General features: G+C 64.0%; 13 protein-coding genes, 4 tRNA genes and 2 pseudogenes. 5 read left to right on the top strand and 14 right to left on the bottom strand.

The genetic code is table 11. From position 1 onward, the window contains the following. Positions 1–446, top strand: a pseudogene (locus tag B7G52_RS21670) (TetR family transcriptional regulator); the annotation flags it as partial. Here B7G52_RS21670 and B7G52_RS21665 read toward each other — a convergent pair. The 11 genes from B7G52_RS21665 to B7G52_RS21615 form a co-directional block, all read right to left on the bottom strand. Continuing rightward, entirely contained in the window at positions 443–1,081 is a 639-nt protein-coding gene (locus B7G52_RS21665) for a DUF6806 family protein (protein WP_096699743.1), read from the bottom strand. The pseudogene B7G52_RS21670 and the gene B7G52_RS21665 overlap by 4 nt on opposite strands. 81 nt (positions 1,082–1,162) lie before the next feature. Next, positions 1,163–1,254, bottom strand: a tRNA-Leu gene (locus B7G52_RS21660). 55 nt (positions 1,255–1,309) lie between these two features. Next, positions 1,310–1,383 (bottom strand) — tRNA-Cys (locus B7G52_RS21655). 107 nt (positions 1,384–1,490) lie between these two features. Next, positions 1,491–1,566, bottom strand: a tRNA-Gly gene (locus B7G52_RS21650). Between the two features lie 68 nt (positions 1,567–1,634). Further along, positions 1,635–4,064 carry an endopeptidase La gene (lon, locus tag B7G52_RS21645; RefSeq protein ID WP_096699742.1) on the bottom strand — a complete coding sequence of 810 codons (2,430 nt, stop codon included), beginning with the start codon at positions 4,062–4,064 and terminating at the stop codon, positions 1,635–1,637. Positions 4,065–4,243: 179 nt separating this feature from the next. Next, positions 4,244–5,509 (bottom strand): ATP-dependent Clp protease ATP-binding subunit ClpX, encoded by a 1,266-nt coding sequence (gene clpX / locus B7G52_RS21640; RefSeq protein WP_096699741.1) that lies wholly within the window; start codon positions 5,507–5,509, stop codon positions 4,244–4,246. Positions 5,510–5,686: 177 nt separating this feature from the next. Beyond that, complete coding sequence (gene clpP, locus B7G52_RS21635; RefSeq protein ID WP_096699740.1) at positions 5,687–6,307, bottom strand: ATP-dependent Clp endopeptidase proteolytic subunit ClpP; 621 nt, start codon at positions 6,305–6,307, stop codon at positions 5,687–5,689. Between the two features lie 114 nt (positions 6,308–6,421). Further along, entirely contained in the window at positions 6,422–7,732 is a 1,311-nt protein-coding gene (gene tig, locus B7G52_RS21630; RefSeq protein ID WP_096699739.1) for a trigger factor, read from the bottom strand. Between the two features lie 89 nt (positions 7,733–7,821). Next, positions 7,822–7,908, bottom strand: a tRNA-Leu gene (locus B7G52_RS21625). Positions 7,909–8,107: 199 nt separating this feature from the next. Beyond that, positions 8,108–11,281 carry an efflux RND transporter permease subunit gene (locus tag B7G52_RS21620; RefSeq protein ID WP_096699738.1) on the bottom strand — a complete coding sequence of 1,058 codons (3,174 nt, stop codon included), beginning with the start codon at positions 11,279–11,281 and terminating at the stop codon, positions 8,108–8,110. 7 nt (positions 11,282–11,288) lie between these two features. After that, a complete protein-coding gene (locus B7G52_RS21615) occupies positions 11,289–12,458 on the bottom strand; it encodes an efflux RND transporter periplasmic adaptor subunit (protein ID WP_096699737.1) in 1,170 nt (389 codons plus the stop codon). 133 nt (positions 12,459–12,591) lie between these two features. Here B7G52_RS21615 and hpnC point away from each other — a divergent pair, with 133 nt between their 5' ends. The 3 genes from hpnC to hpnE all read left to right on the top strand — a co-directional run bounded on the left by hpnC (position 12,592) and on the right by hpnE (position 15,775). Next, a complete protein-coding gene (gene hpnC, locus B7G52_RS21610; RefSeq protein WP_096699736.1) occupies positions 12,592–13,452 on the top strand; it encodes a squalene synthase HpnC in 861 nt (286 codons plus the stop codon). A gap of 51 nt (positions 13,453–13,503) precedes the next feature. Then, on the top strand, positions 13,504–14,343 hold the full coding sequence (gene hpnD / locus B7G52_RS21605; RefSeq protein ID WP_096699735.1) for a presqualene diphosphate synthase HpnD: 840 nt from the start codon (positions 13,504–13,506) through the stop codon (positions 14,341–14,343). An 88-nt stretch (positions 14,344–14,431) separates the two neighbouring features. Beyond that, on the top strand, positions 14,432–15,775 hold the full coding sequence (hpnE, locus tag B7G52_RS21595; RefSeq protein WP_371329053.1) for a hydroxysqualene dehydroxylase HpnE: 1,344 nt from the start codon (positions 14,432–14,434) through the stop codon (positions 15,773–15,775). A gap of 44 nt (positions 15,776–15,819) precedes the next feature. Here the strand turns inward: hpnE and B7G52_RS21590 are convergent, their stop codons facing one another. Both B7G52_RS21590 and B7G52_RS21585 read right to left on the bottom strand, forming a co-directional pair. After that, entirely contained in the window at positions 15,820–16,467 is a 648-nt protein-coding gene (locus B7G52_RS21590; protein WP_096699732.1) for a glutathione S-transferase family protein, read from the bottom strand. Beyond that, positions 16,464–17,174, bottom strand: a complete 711-nt coding sequence (locus B7G52_RS21585) for an HAD family hydrolase (protein WP_096699731.1) — start codon at positions 17,172–17,174, stop codon at positions 16,464–16,466. The genes B7G52_RS21590 and B7G52_RS21585 overlap by 4 nt, the downstream gene beginning before the upstream one ends. Positions 17,175–17,193: 19 nt before the next feature. Here B7G52_RS21585 and hemH point away from each other — a divergent pair, with 19 nt between their 5' ends. Continuing rightward, on the top strand, positions 17,194–18,297 hold the full coding sequence (gene hemH / locus B7G52_RS21580) for a ferrochelatase (RefSeq protein WP_096699730.1): 1,104 nt from the start codon (positions 17,194–17,196) through the stop codon (positions 18,295–18,297). 4 nt (positions 18,298–18,301) lie between these two features. Here the strand turns inward: hemH and B7G52_RS21575 are convergent. Then, positions 18,302–18,528, bottom strand: a pseudogene (locus B7G52_RS21575) (glycosyltransferase); the annotation flags it as partial.

The following is an 18,528-nucleotide window of genomic DNA, read 5'->3' as shown; positions in this document are numbered from 1 at the left end:
GGCTAGAGGGGCAGGAGGGGCAGGAGGGGCACGCCGACCCGCTAGCGCGCATTCGCAACGGCGTGGGCGAGGCACTGCTGCGCATCGCCAGCGACCCGCAGACGCGCCGCGTCTTCGAAGTTGCCACCCACAAGGTGGAATATGTCGGCGAGCTCCAGGCCGTGCGCCTGCGTCACCTGAAGAGCCGGAGTGACTTTCTGGAGCAGGTTGAACGGGGTTTTCAGGCGGCCAGCCGGCACCATGCGCTGGAACTGCCGGTCTCGACCACCGCGGCGGCGCAGGGCCTGCACGCCATCATCGACGGGCTGATCCAGAGCTGGTTGCTGGAAAGCGCCGACTTCGATCTGGTGTCCCTGGGACGGGATGTGGTGGAGGTCTATCTGCGCGGGCTGGGATTTCCCGGCACAGGCAGGGACGCTACGGCTCCGCCCGGGTCTCAGCCTTAATGCAGATGCCGCGGCTTGCGTCCGCCGCCGCCGTGGCCTGAACCACCCTGCGGGCCGCCCATCCCGCGCGGAGGCCGGCCCAGCTGCATGGAACTGACCAGCGCATCAAAACGCTGCTCGAACAACTTGTCGACAGCGGACACCACATCGCCGAGTTCGGAGGCATCAAAATGCCGCTCCATCAGGCCGATCATGTCCTGCACCAGCAGATCGCGCTGCACCTGCATGATGGCAGCCGGCGTGGGCCCGACAAAATACATCGCAAAGTCGTCCCTGGCCTCTTCGCCATCGGGCTCCTCGTCCTCGTCAAAATCCGCATCGTAGAAAGTGACTTCGATGGGCGCACCGCTGGCGGCCAGCTCGTTCAGGGCCATGCAGACCTCGTCGAGCACCTGCCGGAAATCCTCGTCGCCGGGAACCGTCCAGCACAGTTGCAGCAGATGCTGGTGGACATCGAAGCGTATGCCGGGCTCTTCCTCATAGGTGCTGGCGGCTCCGTCGGCCAACGACTTGGCGCCCGCGTATTTCCAGAGCGGCTTCAGGGCGTCCTGCAGTTGCTCAAAGCCGACATCCTCACGCAACGGCACTTCGCCGTGGACGTGTATTTCGAAAGGAGGGGTGGTGTAGCGGGCCATGGAATCTATCTTAACCAGTTGCGGTCTGAAATGGGCATCGCCAGCACGCCGGCAAGACCTGTGAGGCGTTGTTCCGGGGGCTGGTGCCTGAGACCGGAATCGAACCGGTACGCCCGTTTTCACGAAGCGGCGGATTTTAAGTCCGCTGTGTCTACCTATTTCACCACTCAGGCCGGGGACATGCTGACGAACAAAAAAGCCCCTGGCAAGGGGCTGCAAAAACATGGATGGAGGCGCGGCCCGGAGTCGAACCGGGCTAGCCGGATTTGCAATCCGGTACATAACCGCTTTGTTACCGCGCCGTAATCTGAATGCTTCCAGCAGAACCAACAGGATGATTCTACTGAATCGCTTGTGAACTATCACCAATGAAAAAGGACAGCATTTTTAAGTGCTGCCCTTTTCGAATTGGAGCGGGAGAAGAGTCTCGAACTCTCGACCTCAACCTTGGCAAGGTTGCGCTCTACCAACTGAGCTACTCCCGCGTTATCAGCCTCGAATTATAGCGTGCTTTTTTGCGCTTTGCGAAGAAACTTGAAAAATTTGCACAGACTCAATGCTTGATGCTGCCCGCGACTTCCACCGCCGGCGCGGCAGGAGCCGTTGCCGCCACAGCGGGCTCGTCGTCCGGCAGGGGAACCGGCTGGCGCACCAGTGCGATCTGCAACACCTGGTCGATCCATTTGACGGGCACGATTTCCAGGCCGTTCTTCACGTTCTCCGGAATCTCCTGCAGGTCCTTCGCGTTCTCTTCGGGGATCAACACGGTCTTGATGCCGCCGCGCAAAGCCGCGAGCAGTTTTTCCTTCAGGCCGCCAATCGCCGTCACCTCGCCGCGCAGCGTGATCTCGCCGGTCATCGCCACATCGCCGCGCACGGGAATGCCGGTGATGGCCGATACAAAGGCCGTGGTCATCGCCGCACCGGCGCTCGGACCATCCTTGGGCGTGGCGCCGTCGGGAACGTGAATGTGGATGTCACGCTTCTCGAACATTTCGTCCTTGATGCCCAGCGCCCGTGCCCGGCTGCGCACCACCGTACGCGCGGCTTCCACGGACTCCTTCATCACGTCGCCGAGCGAACCCGTGCGCGTGATCACGCCCTTGCCGGGCATCATCGCCGCCTCGATCGTCAGCAGATCGCCGCCGACTTCCGTCCAGGCCAGCCCGACCACCTGGCCGACCTGGTTGAGCTCCCCGGCGCGACCGTAGTCGAACTTGCGCACGCCCAGAAAATCATTGAGGTTGTCGGCAGTCACCACCACCTTGGGTTCCATCTTCTTGAGCTGGATGCCCTTGACCACCTTGCGGCAGATCTTGGAAAGTTCGCGCTCAAGCGAGCGCACACCAGCCTCACGCGTGTAATAACGCACGATGTCGCGAACCGCCTGCTCCTTGATCTCCAGCTCGTCTTCCTTGACGCCGTTGTTCTTGAGCTGCTTGGGCAGCAGGTAACGCATGGCGATGCTGGTCTTTTCGTCTTCGGTGTAACCCGACAGGCGGATCACTTCCATGCGGTCCAGCAGGGCCGGCGGAATATTCATCGAGTTCGACGTGGCCACGAACATCACGTCGCTGAGGTCGAAGTCGACCTCGACATAGTGGTCGCCGAAAGTGTGGTTCTGTTCAGGGTCCAGCACCTCCAGCAGTGCGCTGGAGGGGTCGCCACGGAAATCGGTGCCGAGCTTGTCGATTTCGTCGAGCAGGAACAGCGGGTTGCGTGTGCCTGCCTTGGTCAGGCTCTGCAGCACCTTGCCCGGCAAGGCACCGATGTAGGTGCGCCGGTGACCGCGGATCTCGGCCTCGTCACGCATGCCGCCCAGCGCCATGCGCACGTACTTGCGCCCCGTGGCCTTGGCAATCGACTGGCCCAGCGAGGTCTTGCCGACGCCCGGAGGGCCGACCAGACAGAGAATCGGCGCCTTGAGTTTGTCGACGCGCTGCTGCACCGCGAGGTATTCAACAATGCGGTCCTTGACCTTTTCCAGGCCGTAGTGGTCTTCGTCCAGCACCGCCTCGGCGTTGGCCAGGTCATGTTTGATCTTGGTCTTCTTGCTCCAGGGCAGGCCCGTCAGCACATCGATGTAGGAGCGCACCACGGTCGCCTCGGCCGACATCGGCGACATCAGCTTGAGTTTTTTCAGCTCGCTCTCGGCCTTCTTGCGCGCTTCCTGCGGCATTTTGGCGGTCTTGATCTTTTTCTCGATCTCTTCGATGTCCGCGCCCTCTTCGCCTTCGCCAAGCTCCTTCTGGATCGCCTTGACCTGCTCGTTCAGGTAGAAGTCGCGCTGGTTTTTCTCCATCTGGCGCTTGACGCGGCCGCGGATCTTCTTGTCCACATTGAGGATGTCGACTTCGCGCTCGAGCTGCTCATAGAGGTTCTCGAGACGGGCCTTGACGTTGTCCAGATCGAGGATGACCTGCTTGGCGTCCAGTTTGAGCGGCAGGTGCGCGGCAATGGTGTCGGCCAGCCGGCCGGCGTCATCAATGCTCGAAATCGAGGTGAGGATCTCCGGCGGGATTTTCTTGTTCAGTTTGACATAGTGGTCGAACTGCTGCATCACGGCGCGGCGCAGTGCTTCCGTCTCGCTGGTCTTGTCGCCGGGCGTGAGCACGGCCGCCTCCACCGGTGTCACATTGGCGCTGAAGTGGGCCTCACCCTCTTCGATCTTGTTGACAACGGCGCGTTGCTGGCCTTCAACCAGCACCTTGACCGTGCCGTCCGGCAGCTTGAGCATCTGCAAAATCGTGGCCACGCAGCCGACGCCGAACATGTCCTCGACAGAAGGTTCGTCCTTGGCGGCGGCTTTCTGGGCCACGAGCATGATGCGGCGCTCGGCCTCCATCGCCGACTCCAGGGCCTTGATGCTCTTGGGGCGGCCGACGAACAGCGGAATCACCATGTGGGGGAACACCACCACGTCACGCAGCGGCAACAGCGGCAGGTCGATGGGGCTGGAAGGCAATGTGGTTTGTGCGGACATATCAACCTTTAAAGGTAGGCCTTTAATGAAAACCGAGGCGCGGTGGCGTCCGGGGAATTTTCAGTATCGGTGAAAACAGTTAACTCGAAAGTGGGGAACAGCGGCCACTTTTCAAGCCTGCCACCCATTTATGCCACTTCAGGCACCACACACCGGGACCTTCTTCGCCTGGGGCGGTCTCAGGCCTGTTTGGCGGCTTCACGGTACACCAGCAGCGGTGGCTTGTTTTCCTCGATCGTCGACTCGTCAACCACCACTTTTTCGACATTGCTCGTATTGGGCAGGTCAAACATGGTGTCAATCAGGGACTGCTCCAGGATGGAGCGCAGGCCGCGGGCGCCGGTCTTGCGCGCCAGCGCCTTGCGGGCAATGGCCTTGAGCGCCGAGGGGCGAATCTCCAGATCGACCCCTTCCATGGACAGCAGCTTGCTGAACTGCTTGACGACGGCATTTTTGGGTTCTGTCAGGATCTGCACCAGCGCGTCCTCGGTCAGTTCGGCCAGGGTGGCGACCACCGGCATGCGGCCCACCAGTTCGGGGATCAGGCCGAACTTGATCAGGTCTTCCGGCTCCACGTCCTTGAAGGCCTCGGTCAGGCTGCGGGCCTTTTTGCTCTTGACGCTGGCGCCAAAACCGATGCCGGACGATTCGGTGCGGTTTTCAATGACTTTTTCCAGCCCCGAAAAAGCCCCGCCGCAGATGAACAGGATGTTGGTGGTATCGACCTGCAGGAAGTCCTGGTTCGGGTGTTTGCGCCCGCCCTGCGGCGGCACCGAGGCCATGGTGCCCTCGATCAGCTTGAGCAGCGCCTGCTGCACGCCCTCGCCCGACACGTCGCGCGTGATCGAGGGGTTGTCGGACTTGCGCGAGATCTTGTCGATTTCGTCGATGTAGACAATGCCCTGCTGGGCGCGCTCGACTTCATAGTTGCAGCTCTGCAGCAGTTTCTGGATGATGTTTTCAACGTCTTCGCCGACATAGCCGGCTTCGGTCAGCGTGGTGGCGTCGGCCATCACGAAAGGAACGTTGAGGGTGCGCGCCAGGGTCTGGGCCAGCAGGGTCTTGCCGGAGCCCGTGGGGCCGATCAGCAGGATGTTGCTTTTGGTCAGCTCCACATCGTCTTTTTTGGCTTTTTCCTTGTGGCGCAGACGCTTGTAGTGGTTGTAGACAGCAACGGCCAGCGTGCGCTTGGCCGGCTCCTGCCCAATCACGTAACCATCGAGCGTCGCCTTGATTTCCAGCGGCGTCGGCAGGTCGCCACGCGTTTCGCGCACGTCATCCCCGGCGGGCAGTTCATCGCGGATGATTTCGTTGCACAGGTCGATGCATTCATCACAGATGAAAACCGATGGCCCTGCAATCAGCTTCTTGACTTCGTGCTGGCTTTTGCCGCAGAAGGAGCAGTACAGGGTTTTTTCGCTGGAAGAGCCTTTTTTATCGGCCATGAATGTAATGCCTTTGGGTGCCCGTGGGACGTGTTAGCTAATGATAACCAAATAAACCTGACTCTACGCGCGGCGAAACAGGCTTCAGCCGGCTCTGAGGGAGCGGCCAATAAAAACGGCGTCCCCTGTTACAGAAACGCCGTTGCTATGTTGCAACCAGGGGAAGCGAGCGCCCGTTCAGGGGCGTTTGGCAATCACCTGGTCCACGACGCCGTAGGCTTTCGCATCTTCGGCAAACATGAAGTAGTCACGCTCGGTGTCGCGCTCGATTTTCTCGACCGTCTGCCCGGTGTTCGTGGCCAGAATGCGGTTGAGTTGCTCGCGCGTCTTGAGGATGTCGCGGGCGTGGATCTCGATGTCGGTGGCCTGGCCCTGCGCGCCGCCCGAGGGCTGGTGAATCATCACGCGCGAGTTGGGCAGCGAGAAGCGCTTGCCCTTGGCACCGGCCGCCAACAGGAAGGCGCCCATGCTGGCCGCCATGCCCACACATAGCGTGGACACATCGGCCTTGATGAACTGCATGGTGTCGTAAATCGCCATGCCGGCCGTGACCGAACCGCCCGGTGAGTTGATGTAGAACGAGATGTCCTTGTCCGGGTTTTCGCTCTCGAGGAACAGCAACTGCGCCACCACCAGGTTGGCCGTCTGGTCATTGACCGGGCCCACGAGGAAAATGACACGCTCCTTCAGCAGACGCGAATAAATGTCATAGGACCGCTCGCCGCGGCCGGACTGTTCAATCACCATCGGCACCATGCCGAGGCCCTGGATGTCCTGTGCACTGCTGTAAATGTTCATGTTTTCTCCAAATGTTGGGACTACTTTACCCAAAATAAATGGGGCTTGAAGCCTCAGCCGCAAGCCCCTGCATCAGAAATCAGCCTTGCGCCGGGCCGGTGCCCGCCGTCCGCTTCAGTTCTGCGCCATCAATTCATCAAACGGCACCGATTTTTCGACGATTTTGGCCTTGCCCAGCACAAAATTCGTGACATTGTTTTCAATCACGACGGACTCGACCTCGGCCATGCGTTTTTCGTCGCTGAAGTACCAGCGCACCACGTCTTCCGGCTTTTCGTAGCTCGAAGCCAGTTCTTCGACGTGGGCCTTGACCTGTTCGGTCTTGGGAAACAGGTCGTTGGTGCGGGTCAGCTCGGCCACCACCAGGCCCAGGCGCACGCGCTTTTCAGCCTGTGGGCGGAAGATGTCGTCGGGAATCGGCGCCTTGTCGGCATCCTTGATGCCACGCTGCTTGAGGTCGGCGCGGGCGCCTTCGACCATGCGGTCCAGTTCGGCCTGGACAATCGCCTGTGGCACGTCGAGTTCGGCGTGGGCCAGCAGCGCGTCCATGACGGCGTTTTTGTTGCGGGCCAGCAGGCGGAACTTGACTTCGCGCTCGAGGTTCTTGCGGATGTCGGCGCGCAGGCCTTCGACGGTGGCGTCGGCGATGCCCAGGGATTTGGCCAGGGCTTCGTTGACTTCAGGCAGATGGGCGGCTTCGATCTTCTTGACGGTGACCATGAAGTCGGCCTGTTTGCCGGCGACATCCTTGCCATGGTAATCGGCGGGGAAATTGAGCGGGAAGGTCTTGCTCTCACCGCTTTTCATGCCGCGTACCGCGTCTTCGAACTCCTTGAGCATCTGACCTTCGCCGACCAGGAACTGGAAGGCTTCCGCCTTGCCGCCGGCAAACGGCTCGCCGTCGATCTTGCCTTCGAAGTCGATGGTGACGCGGTCACCGTCCTGCGCCGGCGCGTCGCTGGCGCGCTGGGCAAAGGTGCGGCGCTGCTTGCGCAGGATGTCCACCGTCTTGTCGATCGCTTCGTCGGTCACTTCCGCGGTGATTTTTTCAACTTCGGCGCTGGCCAGGTCGCCGATCTTGACTTCCGGGTAGACCTCGAAAATGGCGTCGAACGCCAGCTCGCCCTCGGGCGCGCCTTCCTTTTCGCTGATGCGCGGCTGGCCGGCCACGCGCAGCTTGGCTTCGTTGGCGGCCACGGAGAAAGCCTCGCCGACCTTGTCGTTCATGACTTCGTAATGCACCGAGTAACCATAACGCTGGGCAACCACGTTCATGGGCACCTTGCCGGGACGGAAACCGTCCATCTTGACCGTGCGGGCCAGGCGTTTCAGGCGCGAGTCCACTTCGGACTGGATGGTGCCTATGGGCAGCGTCAAGGTGATCTTGCGCTCCAGCTTTTCGAGGGTTTCAACAGTCACGGCCATGATCTACTCCTAAATATCCGAAAAATGTGTAAAAGACGGAGGGGCGCACCGGTCAACCGGTGCGGCCATCGTCCTGAAAGTCTCAATCGTGGTGCGCGGGGGGGGACTCGAACCCCCACATCCTTGCGGACGTCAGGACCTAAACCTGGTGCGTCTACCAATTTCGCCACCCGCGCGCCTGAAATAAAAACGGGAATCCTCAGCTTTTCGGCTTCCGGACCCCCGCCTGAAATCGGTCAACATTCTATTTTAGCCTGTATCGGCTGCCGCTTCAGCGCCCAGCCATCCCGCAGGTGGGGTCAGGCCGGCACCGGCGACTCCCGGTTCACGCGAAACCAGGCGGGTCTGGCGCTGCGCGCCGCCCCGCTGGGCGGATTAATTGAGCGCCGGTGTTTCGCTCGGCTCGCGCCTGACGCGGAACCATGCGGCGTACATCGCCGGCAAGGCCAGCAGCGTCAGCACCGTGGCGACAATCAGGCCACCCATGATGGCGACCGCCATCGGCCCCCAGAACACGCTGCGCGACAGCGGAATCATGGCCAGCACGGCGGCGGCGGCCGTCAGCACGATGGGGCGCAAACGCCGCACGGCCGACTCCACGATCGCGTCCCAGGCGGGAACGCCGGCCGCCCGGTCCTGCTCGATCTGGTCGATCAGGATCACCGAGTTGCGCTGGATCATGCCCATCAGCGCGATCACGCCGAGCAAGGCCACAAAGCCGAAGGGGCGGCCCAGCAGCAGCAGGGCCCCGGCCACGCCGGCAATGCCCAGCGGTCCGGTCAGGAAAACCAGCATGGCGCGGCTGAAGCTGTGCAGTTGCAGCATCAGCAACGTGAACGTCAGAAACAGCATGACGGGAATGCCTGCCGCAATCGAGCTGGAGCCCTTGCTGCTTTCCTCGACGGCGCCGGCGACCTCGATGCGGTAGCCGCCCATCCCGGTTTTCTGCCATGTCGCTTCCAGCGCTTTCAGGCCGGGCAGGAGCTGGTTGGTCACCGTGGCGCCCTGCAGGCCTTCAACGATGTCGCTTTGCACCGTGATCGCGTAGTCGCGGTTCTCGCGCCACATCACGCCGGGCTCCCAGGTGAACACCGGCTTGGCGATCTGCGTCAGCGGGATCGACTTGCCCGACGCCGTCGGCAGGTAGGCGTTGGCAATGTCGGTGATGGCGTTGCGCTCGTCCTGCGGCTGGCGCAGCACGATGTCGATCAGCTTGTCGCCTTCGCGGAACTGGCCCACGTTGGTGCCGGCGAGGATGGTTTTGGACGCCTGGGCAATCGACTGGCTGGTCACGCCCAGCGCGCGCGCCTTGGACTGATCCACTTCCAGGCGCAGGACCTTGACGGACTCGTTCCAGTTGTCATTGACACCGCGGGTGTTGGGGCTCTCGCGCAGCGCGGCCTTGACCTCGTCGGCACGTTCGCGCAGCACCAGCGGGTCGATGCCGACCACGCGGAACTGCACCGGGTAGGGCACGGGCGGGCCGTTGGGCAGCAGCTTGATGCGGCCGCGCACCTCGGGAAACTCCTGGGCCAGCAGGGCCGGCAGCTTGATGCGCAGCGATTCGCGCACCTTCAGGTCCTTGGGCAACACAATAAACTGCGACACGTTGGTCTGCGGGAAGACCTGGTCCAGCGGCAGGTAAAAACGCGGCACGCCCGAACCCACCCAGGTGCTGACCGAGCTGACGCCGGCTTCCTGGAGCAGGCGCGCCTCGACGCGTTTGGCCGTCAGTTCATTGGCGGCGAACGAGGTGCCCTCCGGGAACCAGATGTCGACCATGATATCCCGCCGGCTCGAATCCGGGAAGAACTGCTGCTGCACCTTGCCCATGCCGACAATGCCCAGCGCAAAAAACAGCACCGTCGCGCCAATCGTGATCCAGCGGTACTGCACGCACCAGTTCACCGCCCGGCGAAACGTGTTGTAGAAGGGGCTGTCGAACATCTCGTGCGGGCTGTCCTGTCCGGCGGCCACCTCCTGCACATGCGGCGGCACCTTGAGCAGCAAGGTCCCCAGATAAGGCACGAAATACACCGACACGATCCAGCTCAGCACCAGCGCGATCACGGTCACCGCAAAAATCGCGAAGGTGTACTCGCCCACGGCTGATTTGGCCATGCCGATCGGCAAAAAGCCGACCGCCGTGATCAGTGTGCCGGTCAGCATGGGCATGGCGGTGATTTCATAGGCAAAGGTCGCGGCGCGCACCTTGTCGTAGCCCTCTTCCATCTTGCGCACCATCATCTCGACCGCAATGATGGCGTCGTCCACCAGCAGGCCCAGCGCGATGATCAGCGAACCCAGCGAGATCTTGTGCAGGCCGATGCCGAAGTAGCTCATGGCCAGAAAGGTCACGGCCAGCACCAGCGGAATCGTGATGCCGACCACCAGGCCAGGCCGCATGTCGATGTAATAACGCTTCCACAGCGGGTGCTGTCCGGGCCGCCGGTGAAAACCCAGCGCAATGAAACTCACGGCAAGCACAATCACCACCGCTTCGATCAGCACTTTCACGAACTCATTAACCGAGGTCGCCACCGCGGTCGGCTGGTCCTGGATCTGCACCAGCTCGATGCCGGCCGGCAGGCCGCCTGCAATGCCGGCAGTGGTCGCCGTCAGCGCCTTGCCCAGCGCAATGATGTCGCCGCCCTTGGCCATGGAGACACCGAGCGCAATGACTTCCCGGCCCTGGTGCCGCACCTTGACGGCAGGCGGGTCGATGTAGCCACGCTTGACCTCGGCAATGTCGCCCAGCCGCAACTGGCTGCCCGAGGCGCCGCGTATCGGCATGGCGCGCAGCTGCTCGATCGCTTCGAACTGCCCGGCCACCCGCACCTGCACCACATCCAGCGGTGTCTGCACCGCGCCGGCGGACTCCACCGCGTTTTGCTGGCCGAGCTGGCTCAGCACCTGGTTGAAATCCAGTCCGAGCTGGGCCAGGCGCTTTTGTGAAATCTCGATGAAGAGCTTTTCGTCCTGCACGCCGAACTGCTCGACCTTGGCCACATCGGGCACACGCAGCAATTTCTGGCGCACCTCGTCGGCAAAGGTCTTGAGCTCGGCATAACTGAAGCCGTCGGCCTGCAGCGCGTAGATCACGCCATACACGTCGCCGAAGTCGTCGTTGAAAAACGGGCCCTGCACGCCGCCGGGCAGCGTGCCGCGCATGTCGCCGATCTTCTTGCGCACCGCGTACCAGACACCAGCCACATCGGCGGCTTTCGACGAGTCCTTGATCTGGAAAATGATCTGCGACTCGCCGGGCTTGGAATAGCTGCGGATCTTGTCGGCAAACGGCACTTCCTGCAGCGTGCGCTCGAGTTTGTCGGTCACCTGCTCGGCCACCTGCTGCGCCGTGGCGCCCGGCCAGTAGGTGCGCACCACCATGGCACGGAAGGTGAACGGCGGGTCTTCGTCCTGGCCGAGCTGGAAGTAGGCGGCAAAGCCGAGCAGCATCAGCACCACCATCAGGTAACGCGTCAGCGCCGGATGGTCCAGCGCCCATTTGGACAGGTTGAAGCCGTCCTTCGGTTGTACTTGGGTCATGCCAGCCTCACTTCGCGGCAGGCGCAGCGACCGGGGGCAGCGTCGTCGCCGCGGCAGACGCTACCGGATTGATAGCTGTCTGCGCAGGCGGAGCAAGGGCTGCAGCCACTTTTGGCTGATAAATCGTGACCTTCTGTCCGGGCGAAAGCACATGCACGCCGGCGCTGACCACCAGCATGCCGGGCTGCAGGCCCGAAGCCACCACCGCCTCATTGCCGTCGGCCGTGGCAATCTGGATGGCCTGCGACTTCACCGTCATGCTCGCCTTGTCCAGCACCCAGACCGCCGTCGCCCGGCCTTCCTGGCGCAGGGCCGTGGTCGGCAGCTTGATGACCTGCACGCCCGCAGCACCCAGGCCCTGCGGCTGCACGTAAACCGTGGCGCCCAGCACCGGCGGCTCCTGGGTGGCCAACGCCACCTTGACCGGGTAGGTCCGCGTGAGCGGGTCGGCGCTGGCGCCCACTTCACGCACCTTGCCTTCCAGCCCGGTGTTCTGCGCCCAGACACGCACCTTGACCGGCATGCCGACCTTGATGGCCGCCACCTTGTCTTCGGGCACGGAAAACACCACGTCGCGCGGGCCGTCGGCGGCAATGCGCAGCACCGGGGTGCCGGCAACAACGACCTGCCCGACTTCAGCCTCCACGGCCGTCACCACGCCCGACACGTCGGCCACCAGCACGGCGTAACTGGCCTGGTTGCCCTGCACGGCCAGTTGTGACTGCGCCTGCTCCAGCTGGGCCTGCGCCGCCTTGAGCGTGGTCTCGCGGCGCTCGAGTTCGGCGCCGCTGATGAAGTTCTGATCCCGGAGTTCCTTGTAGCGTTTGTAGTCGGCCGAGGCCAGGTCGCGCTGCGTGGCCGCCGCTGCCACCTGGGCGCGCGCCGCATCGGCGGCCAGCTTGTAGTCCTGCGGGTCCAGCTGGGCCAGCACCTGCCCGGCCTGGACGCGCTGGCCGGGTTCGGCCTGGCGCCGGATGATTTTTCCGCCGACCCGAAAACCCAGCCGCGACTCGACCTGGGCCTTGACCTCGCCGGCAAACTCGTAAGCGGTATCGAAGGAATCCGTCCCCACGGTCATGACCTTGACGGCACGCACCGGCTCCTCGGGCGGGGCTGACTTGGAACAGGCGGCCAGCAACAAGACGCTGCTGAGGACGGCAAAAGCGGTTTTATTCATGATGGCGCTGGGGAAAGACGGTGGCGAAAAGACCTGGAAAGCAGGAAACAGGCAAGCCTGAAAACCCGGTTAATGACTGACTGGTTAGTAATCTAGGGTAATTCCCAGGGCTTGTCAAGCGACAATCCAGCCCATGACTTCCGGCCCCCATCCCGACCTTGCGCAGCCGCTGCAGCCTCCTTCCAGCCACTACGAAAACTTCCCCGTGGCCTCGCTGCTGTGCCCGCCGCGCCTGCGGCCGGCGGTGGCGGCGATTTACTGGTTCGCCCGCACGGCCGACGACATTGCCGACGAAGGCGACGCCCTGCCCGCCCAGCGGCTGGCCGACCTGGCGGCCTGCCGCGCCGACCTGTTCGCCGCGGCCGAGGGCCGGCCGGTCTCGGCGCGATGGCCGGCCATCTTTGCCGCCCTGGCGCCGGTGATCAGGCAGTTCCAGCTGCCGGTGCCGCTGCTGGATGACCTGCTCAGCGCGTTCGAGCAGGACGTGGTCAAGCAGCGTTATGCCACCGAAGCCGAGCTGCTGGACTACTGCCGCCGCTCGGCCAACCCGGTCGGCCGCCTACTGCTGCATCTTTACGGCGTGACCGACGCGGCGTCACTGGTGCAGAGCGACCACATCTGCACGGCGTTGCAGCTGACCAACTTCTGGCAGGACCTCAGCGTGGACATTCCGCGCGGGCGCATCTACCTGCCGCAGGAACTCTGGGCCGCGCACGGCGTTGATGAAGCCCGGCTGCAGGCCCTGGACGTGAATCCGGCCACTACGAAATTGATAGCTGCCTGCGTCCATTCGGCAAGGGCCAGGATGCAAAAAGGTGTGCCTTTGGTGAAAAGGGTGCCGGGGCGCGCGGGCTGGGAGTTGCGCCTGGTGGTGCAAGGCGGCCTGCGCATCCTCGACAAGATCGAGGCGATCCACTTTGCCACGCTGCGCCAGCGTCCCAAGCTCACGCCCTGGGATGTGGCGCTGATGCTGTGGCGCGCGATCCGGATGTAATCCCGGCAGCGGCCCGCTTGACCTCGCCCCAAGCCTGCGACAATCCCGCCCATGAACCCCGAGGAATACGTCCAACAGAAAGCCGCCGCGTCCGGCAGCAGTTTTTATTACGCCTTCCTGTTTTTGCCCAAGGAGCGGCGCGCGGCCATCACGGCCTTTTATGCCTTCTGCCGCGAAATCGACGATGTGGTTGACGAAGTGACCGACCCCGGCGTGGCCCACACCAAGCTCGCCTGGTGGCAGGCCGAGGTGCTCAAGTCCTACGCCGGCTCGCCCACCCATCCGGTGATGAAGGCGCTGATGCCGCTGGCCCCCACCTACCAGATCGAAGCGCGCCACCTGCAGGCGGTGATCGAAGGCTGCCAGATGGACCTCACGCAAAACCGCTTTCTTGATTTCCCGGGCCTGAAGAGCTATTGCCACCTGGTCGCCGGCATCGTCGGCGAGGTGGCCGCGCGGATTTTCGGGCAGACGCAGCCGCAAACCACCGAGTACGCGCACAAGCTCGGGCTGGCCTTCCAGATGACCAACATCATCCGCGACGTCGGGGAAGATGCCTTGCGCGGACGCATTTACCTGCCGGTCAACGAGCTGCAGCAGTTCGACGTGAAAGCGCACGAAATCCTCAAGCGCCAGTACTCCGACCGGTTCACTGCGCTGATGCAGTTCCAGACGCAGCGTGCACTGGGCCTCTACGACGAAGCGCTGGCGCTGCTGCCCGAGGCCGACCGCCGCGCGCAAAAGCCCGGGCTCATGATGGCCAGCATCTACCGCACCCTGCTGCGCGAGATCGAGGCCGACGGCTACCAGGTGCTGCACCAGCGTGTCAGCCTGACGCCGCTGCGCAAGTTCTGGCTGGCATGGAAAACACAGGCCTTCGGCAGGATATGACCCCCACGCTCCCCACTGCGTGTGGTTCGCTGCCCCCCGAGGGGGCCGCTGCGCCTGCGGCCCGGCGAAGCCGGTTCCGCGGCCCCGGCTGGTCAATACCTCACCTCAGACAGCGCCTTTTTCTGGCGCATGGGGCGGCACCACAGGCTCCAAGGTGAGAGTTGCCGTCATCGGTGCCGGCTGGGCCGGCTGCGCGGCGGCGGTCGAAGCCACCCGGCTCGGCCAGCAGGTCACGGTGTTTGAAGCGGCGCGCGTTCCCGGTGGACGCGCGCGGCGCGTTGACAGCCAGTGGCCCGACGGCACGGCGCTGGCGCTGGACAACGGCCAGCACATCCTGATTGGTGCCTACAGCGAAACGCTGCGCCTGATGGCCGACGTCGGCCTGGTTGCCGACACGGCCCTGCTGCGCCTGCCGCTGACCCTGCAGTTCCCCGACGGCACGGGTCTGGCCTTTCCCCGGCTCCCTGCCCCGCTGGATGCGCTGGCGGGCATGGTGCGTGCGCGCGGCTGGACCTGGCACGACAAACTCTCGCTGCTGCGTGCCGCCGTCGGCTGGCAGGTCTCGGGGTTTCGCTGCGCGCCGGCGCTGTCTGTCGCGCAGCTGTGCCGCACGCTCAGTCCGACGGTGATGGCCACCCTGATCGAGCCGCTGTGTGTCTCGGCGCTGAACACGCCGGCCGAGCGCGCCAGCGGCCAGGTGTATTTGCGTGTGCTGCGTGATGCGCTGTTCGCAGAATCGGGCGGCTCCAATCTGTTGTTGCCGCGCGTGGACCTGAGTGCGCTGCTGCCCGACGCGGCACTGGCCTGGGTCGTGCAGCATGGCGGCGACGTCGGCCTCGGTCGCCGCGTGCAGGGACTGACCCACGTGGCTGGAGGCTGGCAGGTCGATGGCGTCCCCTTTGACCGGGTGGTTCTCGCCTGTCCGCCAGCGGAAGCCGCGCGGCTGGCCGAAACAGCGGGCCTGCCCTGTCCAGCGTGGCTGGCACACACCCGCGCACTGCAGTTTGAAGCCATCACCACGGTGTATGCGTTTTCATCGGGCGCGCGCCTGGCGCAGCCCATGCTCACGCTGCGCGCGGGCACACCCGATGGCGAGGCGCCGGCGCAGTTTGTGTTTGACCGCGGCCAGCTCGGCGGGCCCGCCGGCCTGCTGGCCTTTGTGGTCAGCGCCAGCACCGCCGACAAGGCCGCGCTGACCCAGCGCGTGCTGGCCCAGGGCGAGCGGCAACTCGGGCTGGCACCCCTGCAGGCCGTGCAGACGATTGTGGAAAAACGCGCCACCTTCGCCTGCCTGCCCGGCCTGCAGCGGCCTGCCGCCCAACTGCTGCCGGGGCTGCTGGCGTGTGGCGACTACATCGCCGGGCCCTACCCGGCCACGCTGGAAGGTGCGGTGCGCTCGGGTTTGCAGGCCGCCAGAAACGCTATCAAATAAATAGCTGTATGCGCAATAACTGCAAGGGCTGGAGCCAGATTTGGCTATAAATTCCGGCCACTGTCACGCCGTGCCAGCGCACGCACCTGTTGCTGCGCGGGCCGGTCCAGGCAGCGCGCAAGCCAGGCACTGACCCGCGGACATTGCGCCTCCAGCTCGGCCGAACGCTGCACCCAGGCCAGCACCGACGCCACGCAAATGTCGGCCACGGTGAAGCGCTCCCCGGCCAGGAAACGGCGGATTTGCAGATGCTGATCGAGCACACGCAGTGCCGGCAACAGGCGACGCTCGGCCTCCTGCGCCAGCTGCGGCTTGCGCCGCTCCTCAGGCATGGCCACCGTGTGCATCAAAAACGTCAGTGCATCTTTTTCGCATTCGGTCACGGCCCAGAAGCTCCAACGCAGGATCTCGGCCTGTTCGGCGTGGTTCACTGCGGCGAGCGGTTCAGCGCCCTCGCCCTGGAAACGCCCGGCCAGGTACAGCGCACAGGCCATGGACTCCCAGACCAGCACGCCGTCGTCGTCCACCACGGGGATGTGCCCGTTGGGATTGAGCGCCAGGAACTCCGGCGTGCGCGTCGCACCGCCCTGGTAAGACAGGGGAATGTGTTCGTGGGCCAGGCCCAGTTCATGCGCCACCCACAAGGGCCGTGATGCGCGCGAGGCTGCGATGCCGTAGATCTTCAGTGTCATGGCTGCGGGTCCGCGAGGCGGAACAGGTCGCACAGCTCGGTCAGGCTGGTCACGGTTTCATGCGGCACGGCATCGTGTGTCCACAGGTGGTCTGCCCGGTTCACCCAGGCGGTCTGCATGCCCGCGTTCAGCGCCCCCAGCACATCCAGCGCTGCGTCGTCGCCCACATGCAGCACGTTGTGGGGCTGCACATCCACGGCGCCGGCCGCGGCATGGAAAATACGCGGGTCCGGCTTGCCCACACCGAACGACTGCGCGCTGATGGCGGCGCGAAAGTACGGCGCGAGCCCGATGCGGGCGATGTCGGCATTGCCGTTGGACAGCGCAACCACCGGGTAACGCGCGGAAAGAAACTCCAGCGCCAGCATCGCGTCATCGAACAGCGTCACCTCATGGCGCGCGGCAAAAAAAACTTCAAAGGCTTCTTCCGCCAGCAAGGGGTTCTCCCGGGAGCGGTACAGGGCCAGGCGGATCGCCTCGCGCCGGATGGCACTGAGGTTGTGCCTGAGCTCGGGCCGGGTACGGACAATCTGCTCGCGGATATCGTGGCGTGCCGTGGGGTTGGCAAACAGGGCCGCGGTCATGGGCGCGTGGCGGCCCAGCCATTCGTCGAGGGCGGCTTCGGCTTTTTCTATCGCCGGCCAGACCGGCCAAAGGGTGTCATCAAGGTCAAGGGTTATGGCTTTAATAATTGTCAGGTCAAGCATAGGTAGGGGAGAATAACCCATGTCTTTTTCCCCAGAACCCACTTTTGTGCACGGGCAGCCGCCCAGCGCAGCCAGCGGCACCGCCGTGCTGTACTGCAACCTCGGGACCCCCGATGCGCCCACCGCTGCGGCGCTGCGCCCCTACCTCGCGCAGTTTCTCAGCGACCACCGCGTGATCGAAATCCCCAAGGCCCTGTGGTGGTTCATCCTGCACGGCATCATCCTGCGCGTGCGGCCGAAAAAGTCAGCGGCCAAATACGCCAGCATCTGGACCGCGGAAGGTTCACCGCTCAAGGTATGGACGGCCAAACAGGCGACGCTGCTGCGCGGCTACCTGGGCGAACGCGGACACCATGTGGAAGTGCGCTACGCCATGCGTTACGGCCAGCCCTCCGTGGCCGCGCAACTCAACTCGCTCAAGGCCGAAGGCGTGACACGCATCCTGGTGCTGCCCGCCTACCCGCAATACAGCGGCACCAGCACCGCCAGCGTGTTCGACGCGGTTTACAGCTGGGCCGCCAAAACACGGCTGATTCCCGAACTGCGGTTTGTCAACCACTACCACGACCATCCGGGCTACATCGCGGCGCTGGCAGCGCGCGTGCGTGCGCACTGGGCCACCCATGGCCGCGCGGAAAAGCTCGTCATGAGTTTTCACGGTGTGCCCGAGCGCACGCTGTATCTGGGCGACCCTTACCACTGCGAGTGCCATAAAACCGCCCGCCTGCTGGCCGAACAACTCGGCCTGGCCAAAGAGCAGTACCGCGTCACCTTCCAGTCGCGCTTCGGCAGGGCCAAGTGGCTGGAGCCCTACACCGAGCCCACGCTGGTGGCACTGGCCCGGGCCGGCGTCAAAAGTGTCGATGTGATGTGCCCCGGCTTCACCGGCGACTGCCTCGAGACCCTCGAGGAAATTGCGCAGGAAGCCAAAGAAGCTTTTGAACATGCGGGCGGGAAGAGCTTCAACTACATCGCCTGTCTCAACGACAGCCCCGCGTGGCTGGCGGCCCTGAGCGACATCGCGCAGCAGCATCTGTCCGGCTGGCCGACCCAGGGCGTGCCCGATGTGCAGGCGCTGGCCGCGTCACGGGCTGCTGCGCTGGCACGCGGCGCCCGGCAATAAGCCCCTATGGCAGCCGCAGCTTTAACGCCGCCTGCACCTGGGCCAGCACACTGGCCCAGTCGCCCCGGGCGGGCTGCCTGATCAGCCGCGCTGAGCCGTACCACGGGCTGTCGCTTCGCTCGAGCAGCCAGCGCCAGTCGGGACTGAAGGGCAGCATGATCCACACTTCCTTGCCCATGGCCCCCGCCAGATGCGCCACGCTGGTGTCCACCGTGATCACCAGGTCCATCA

Origin of the sequence: Polaromonas sp. AER18D-145, from assembly GCF_002379095.1 — a bacterium.
GTDB lineage: Bacteria > Pseudomonadota > Gammaproteobacteria > Burkholderiales > Burkholderiaceae_C > Polaromonas.
The sequence above is the reverse complement of the archived record's forward strand: the minus strand, read 5'-3'. Positions and strand labels throughout refer to the sequence as shown.

What these genes read in the sequence shown, in the direction of transcription:
- B7G52_RS21665 (WP_096699743.1), bottom strand. Translation starts at nt 1,081, where the DNA reads ATGGCCCGCTACACCACCCCTCCTTTCGAAATACACGTCCACGGCGAA.
- lon (WP_096699742.1), bottom strand. Translation starts at nt 4,064, where the DNA reads ATGTCCGCACAAACCACATTGCCTTCCAGCCCCATCGACCTGCCGCTG.
- clpX (WP_096699741.1), bottom strand. Translation starts at nt 5,509, where the DNA reads ATGGCCGATAAAAAAGGCTCTTCCAGCGAAAAAACCCTGTACTGCTCC.
- clpP (WP_096699740.1), bottom strand. Translation starts at nt 6,307, where the DNA reads ATGAACATTTACAGCAGTGCACAGGACATCCAGGGCCTCGGCATGGTG.
- tig (WP_096699739.1), bottom strand. Translation starts at nt 7,732, where the DNA reads ATGGCCGTGACTGTTGAAACCCTCGAAAAGCTGGAGCGCAAGATCACC.
- B7G52_RS21620 (WP_096699738.1), bottom strand. Translation starts at nt 11,281, where the DNA reads ATGACCCAAGTACAACCGAAGGACGGCTTCAACCTGTCCAAATGGGCG.
- B7G52_RS21615 (WP_096699737.1), bottom strand. Translation starts at nt 12,458, where the DNA reads ATGAATAAAACCGCTTTTGCCGTCCTCAGCAGCGTCTTGTTGCTGGCC.
- hpnC (WP_096699736.1), top strand. Translation starts at nt 12,592, where the DNA reads ATGACTTCCGGCCCCCATCCCGACCTTGCGCAGCCGCTGCAGCCTCCT.
- hpnD (WP_096699735.1), top strand. Translation starts at nt 13,504, where the DNA reads ATGAACCCCGAGGAATACGTCCAACAGAAAGCCGCCGCGTCCGGCAGC.
- B7G52_RS21590 (WP_096699732.1), bottom strand. Translation starts at nt 16,467, where the DNA reads ATGACACTGAAGATCTACGGCATCGCAGCCTCGCGCGCATCACGGCCC.
- B7G52_RS21585 (WP_096699731.1), bottom strand. Translation starts at nt 17,174, where the DNA reads ATGCTTGACCTGACAATTATTAAAGCCATAACCCTTGACCTTGATGAC.
- hemH (WP_096699730.1), top strand. Translation starts at nt 17,194, where the DNA reads ATGTCTTTTTCCCCAGAACCCACTTTTGTGCACGGGCAGCCGCCCAGC.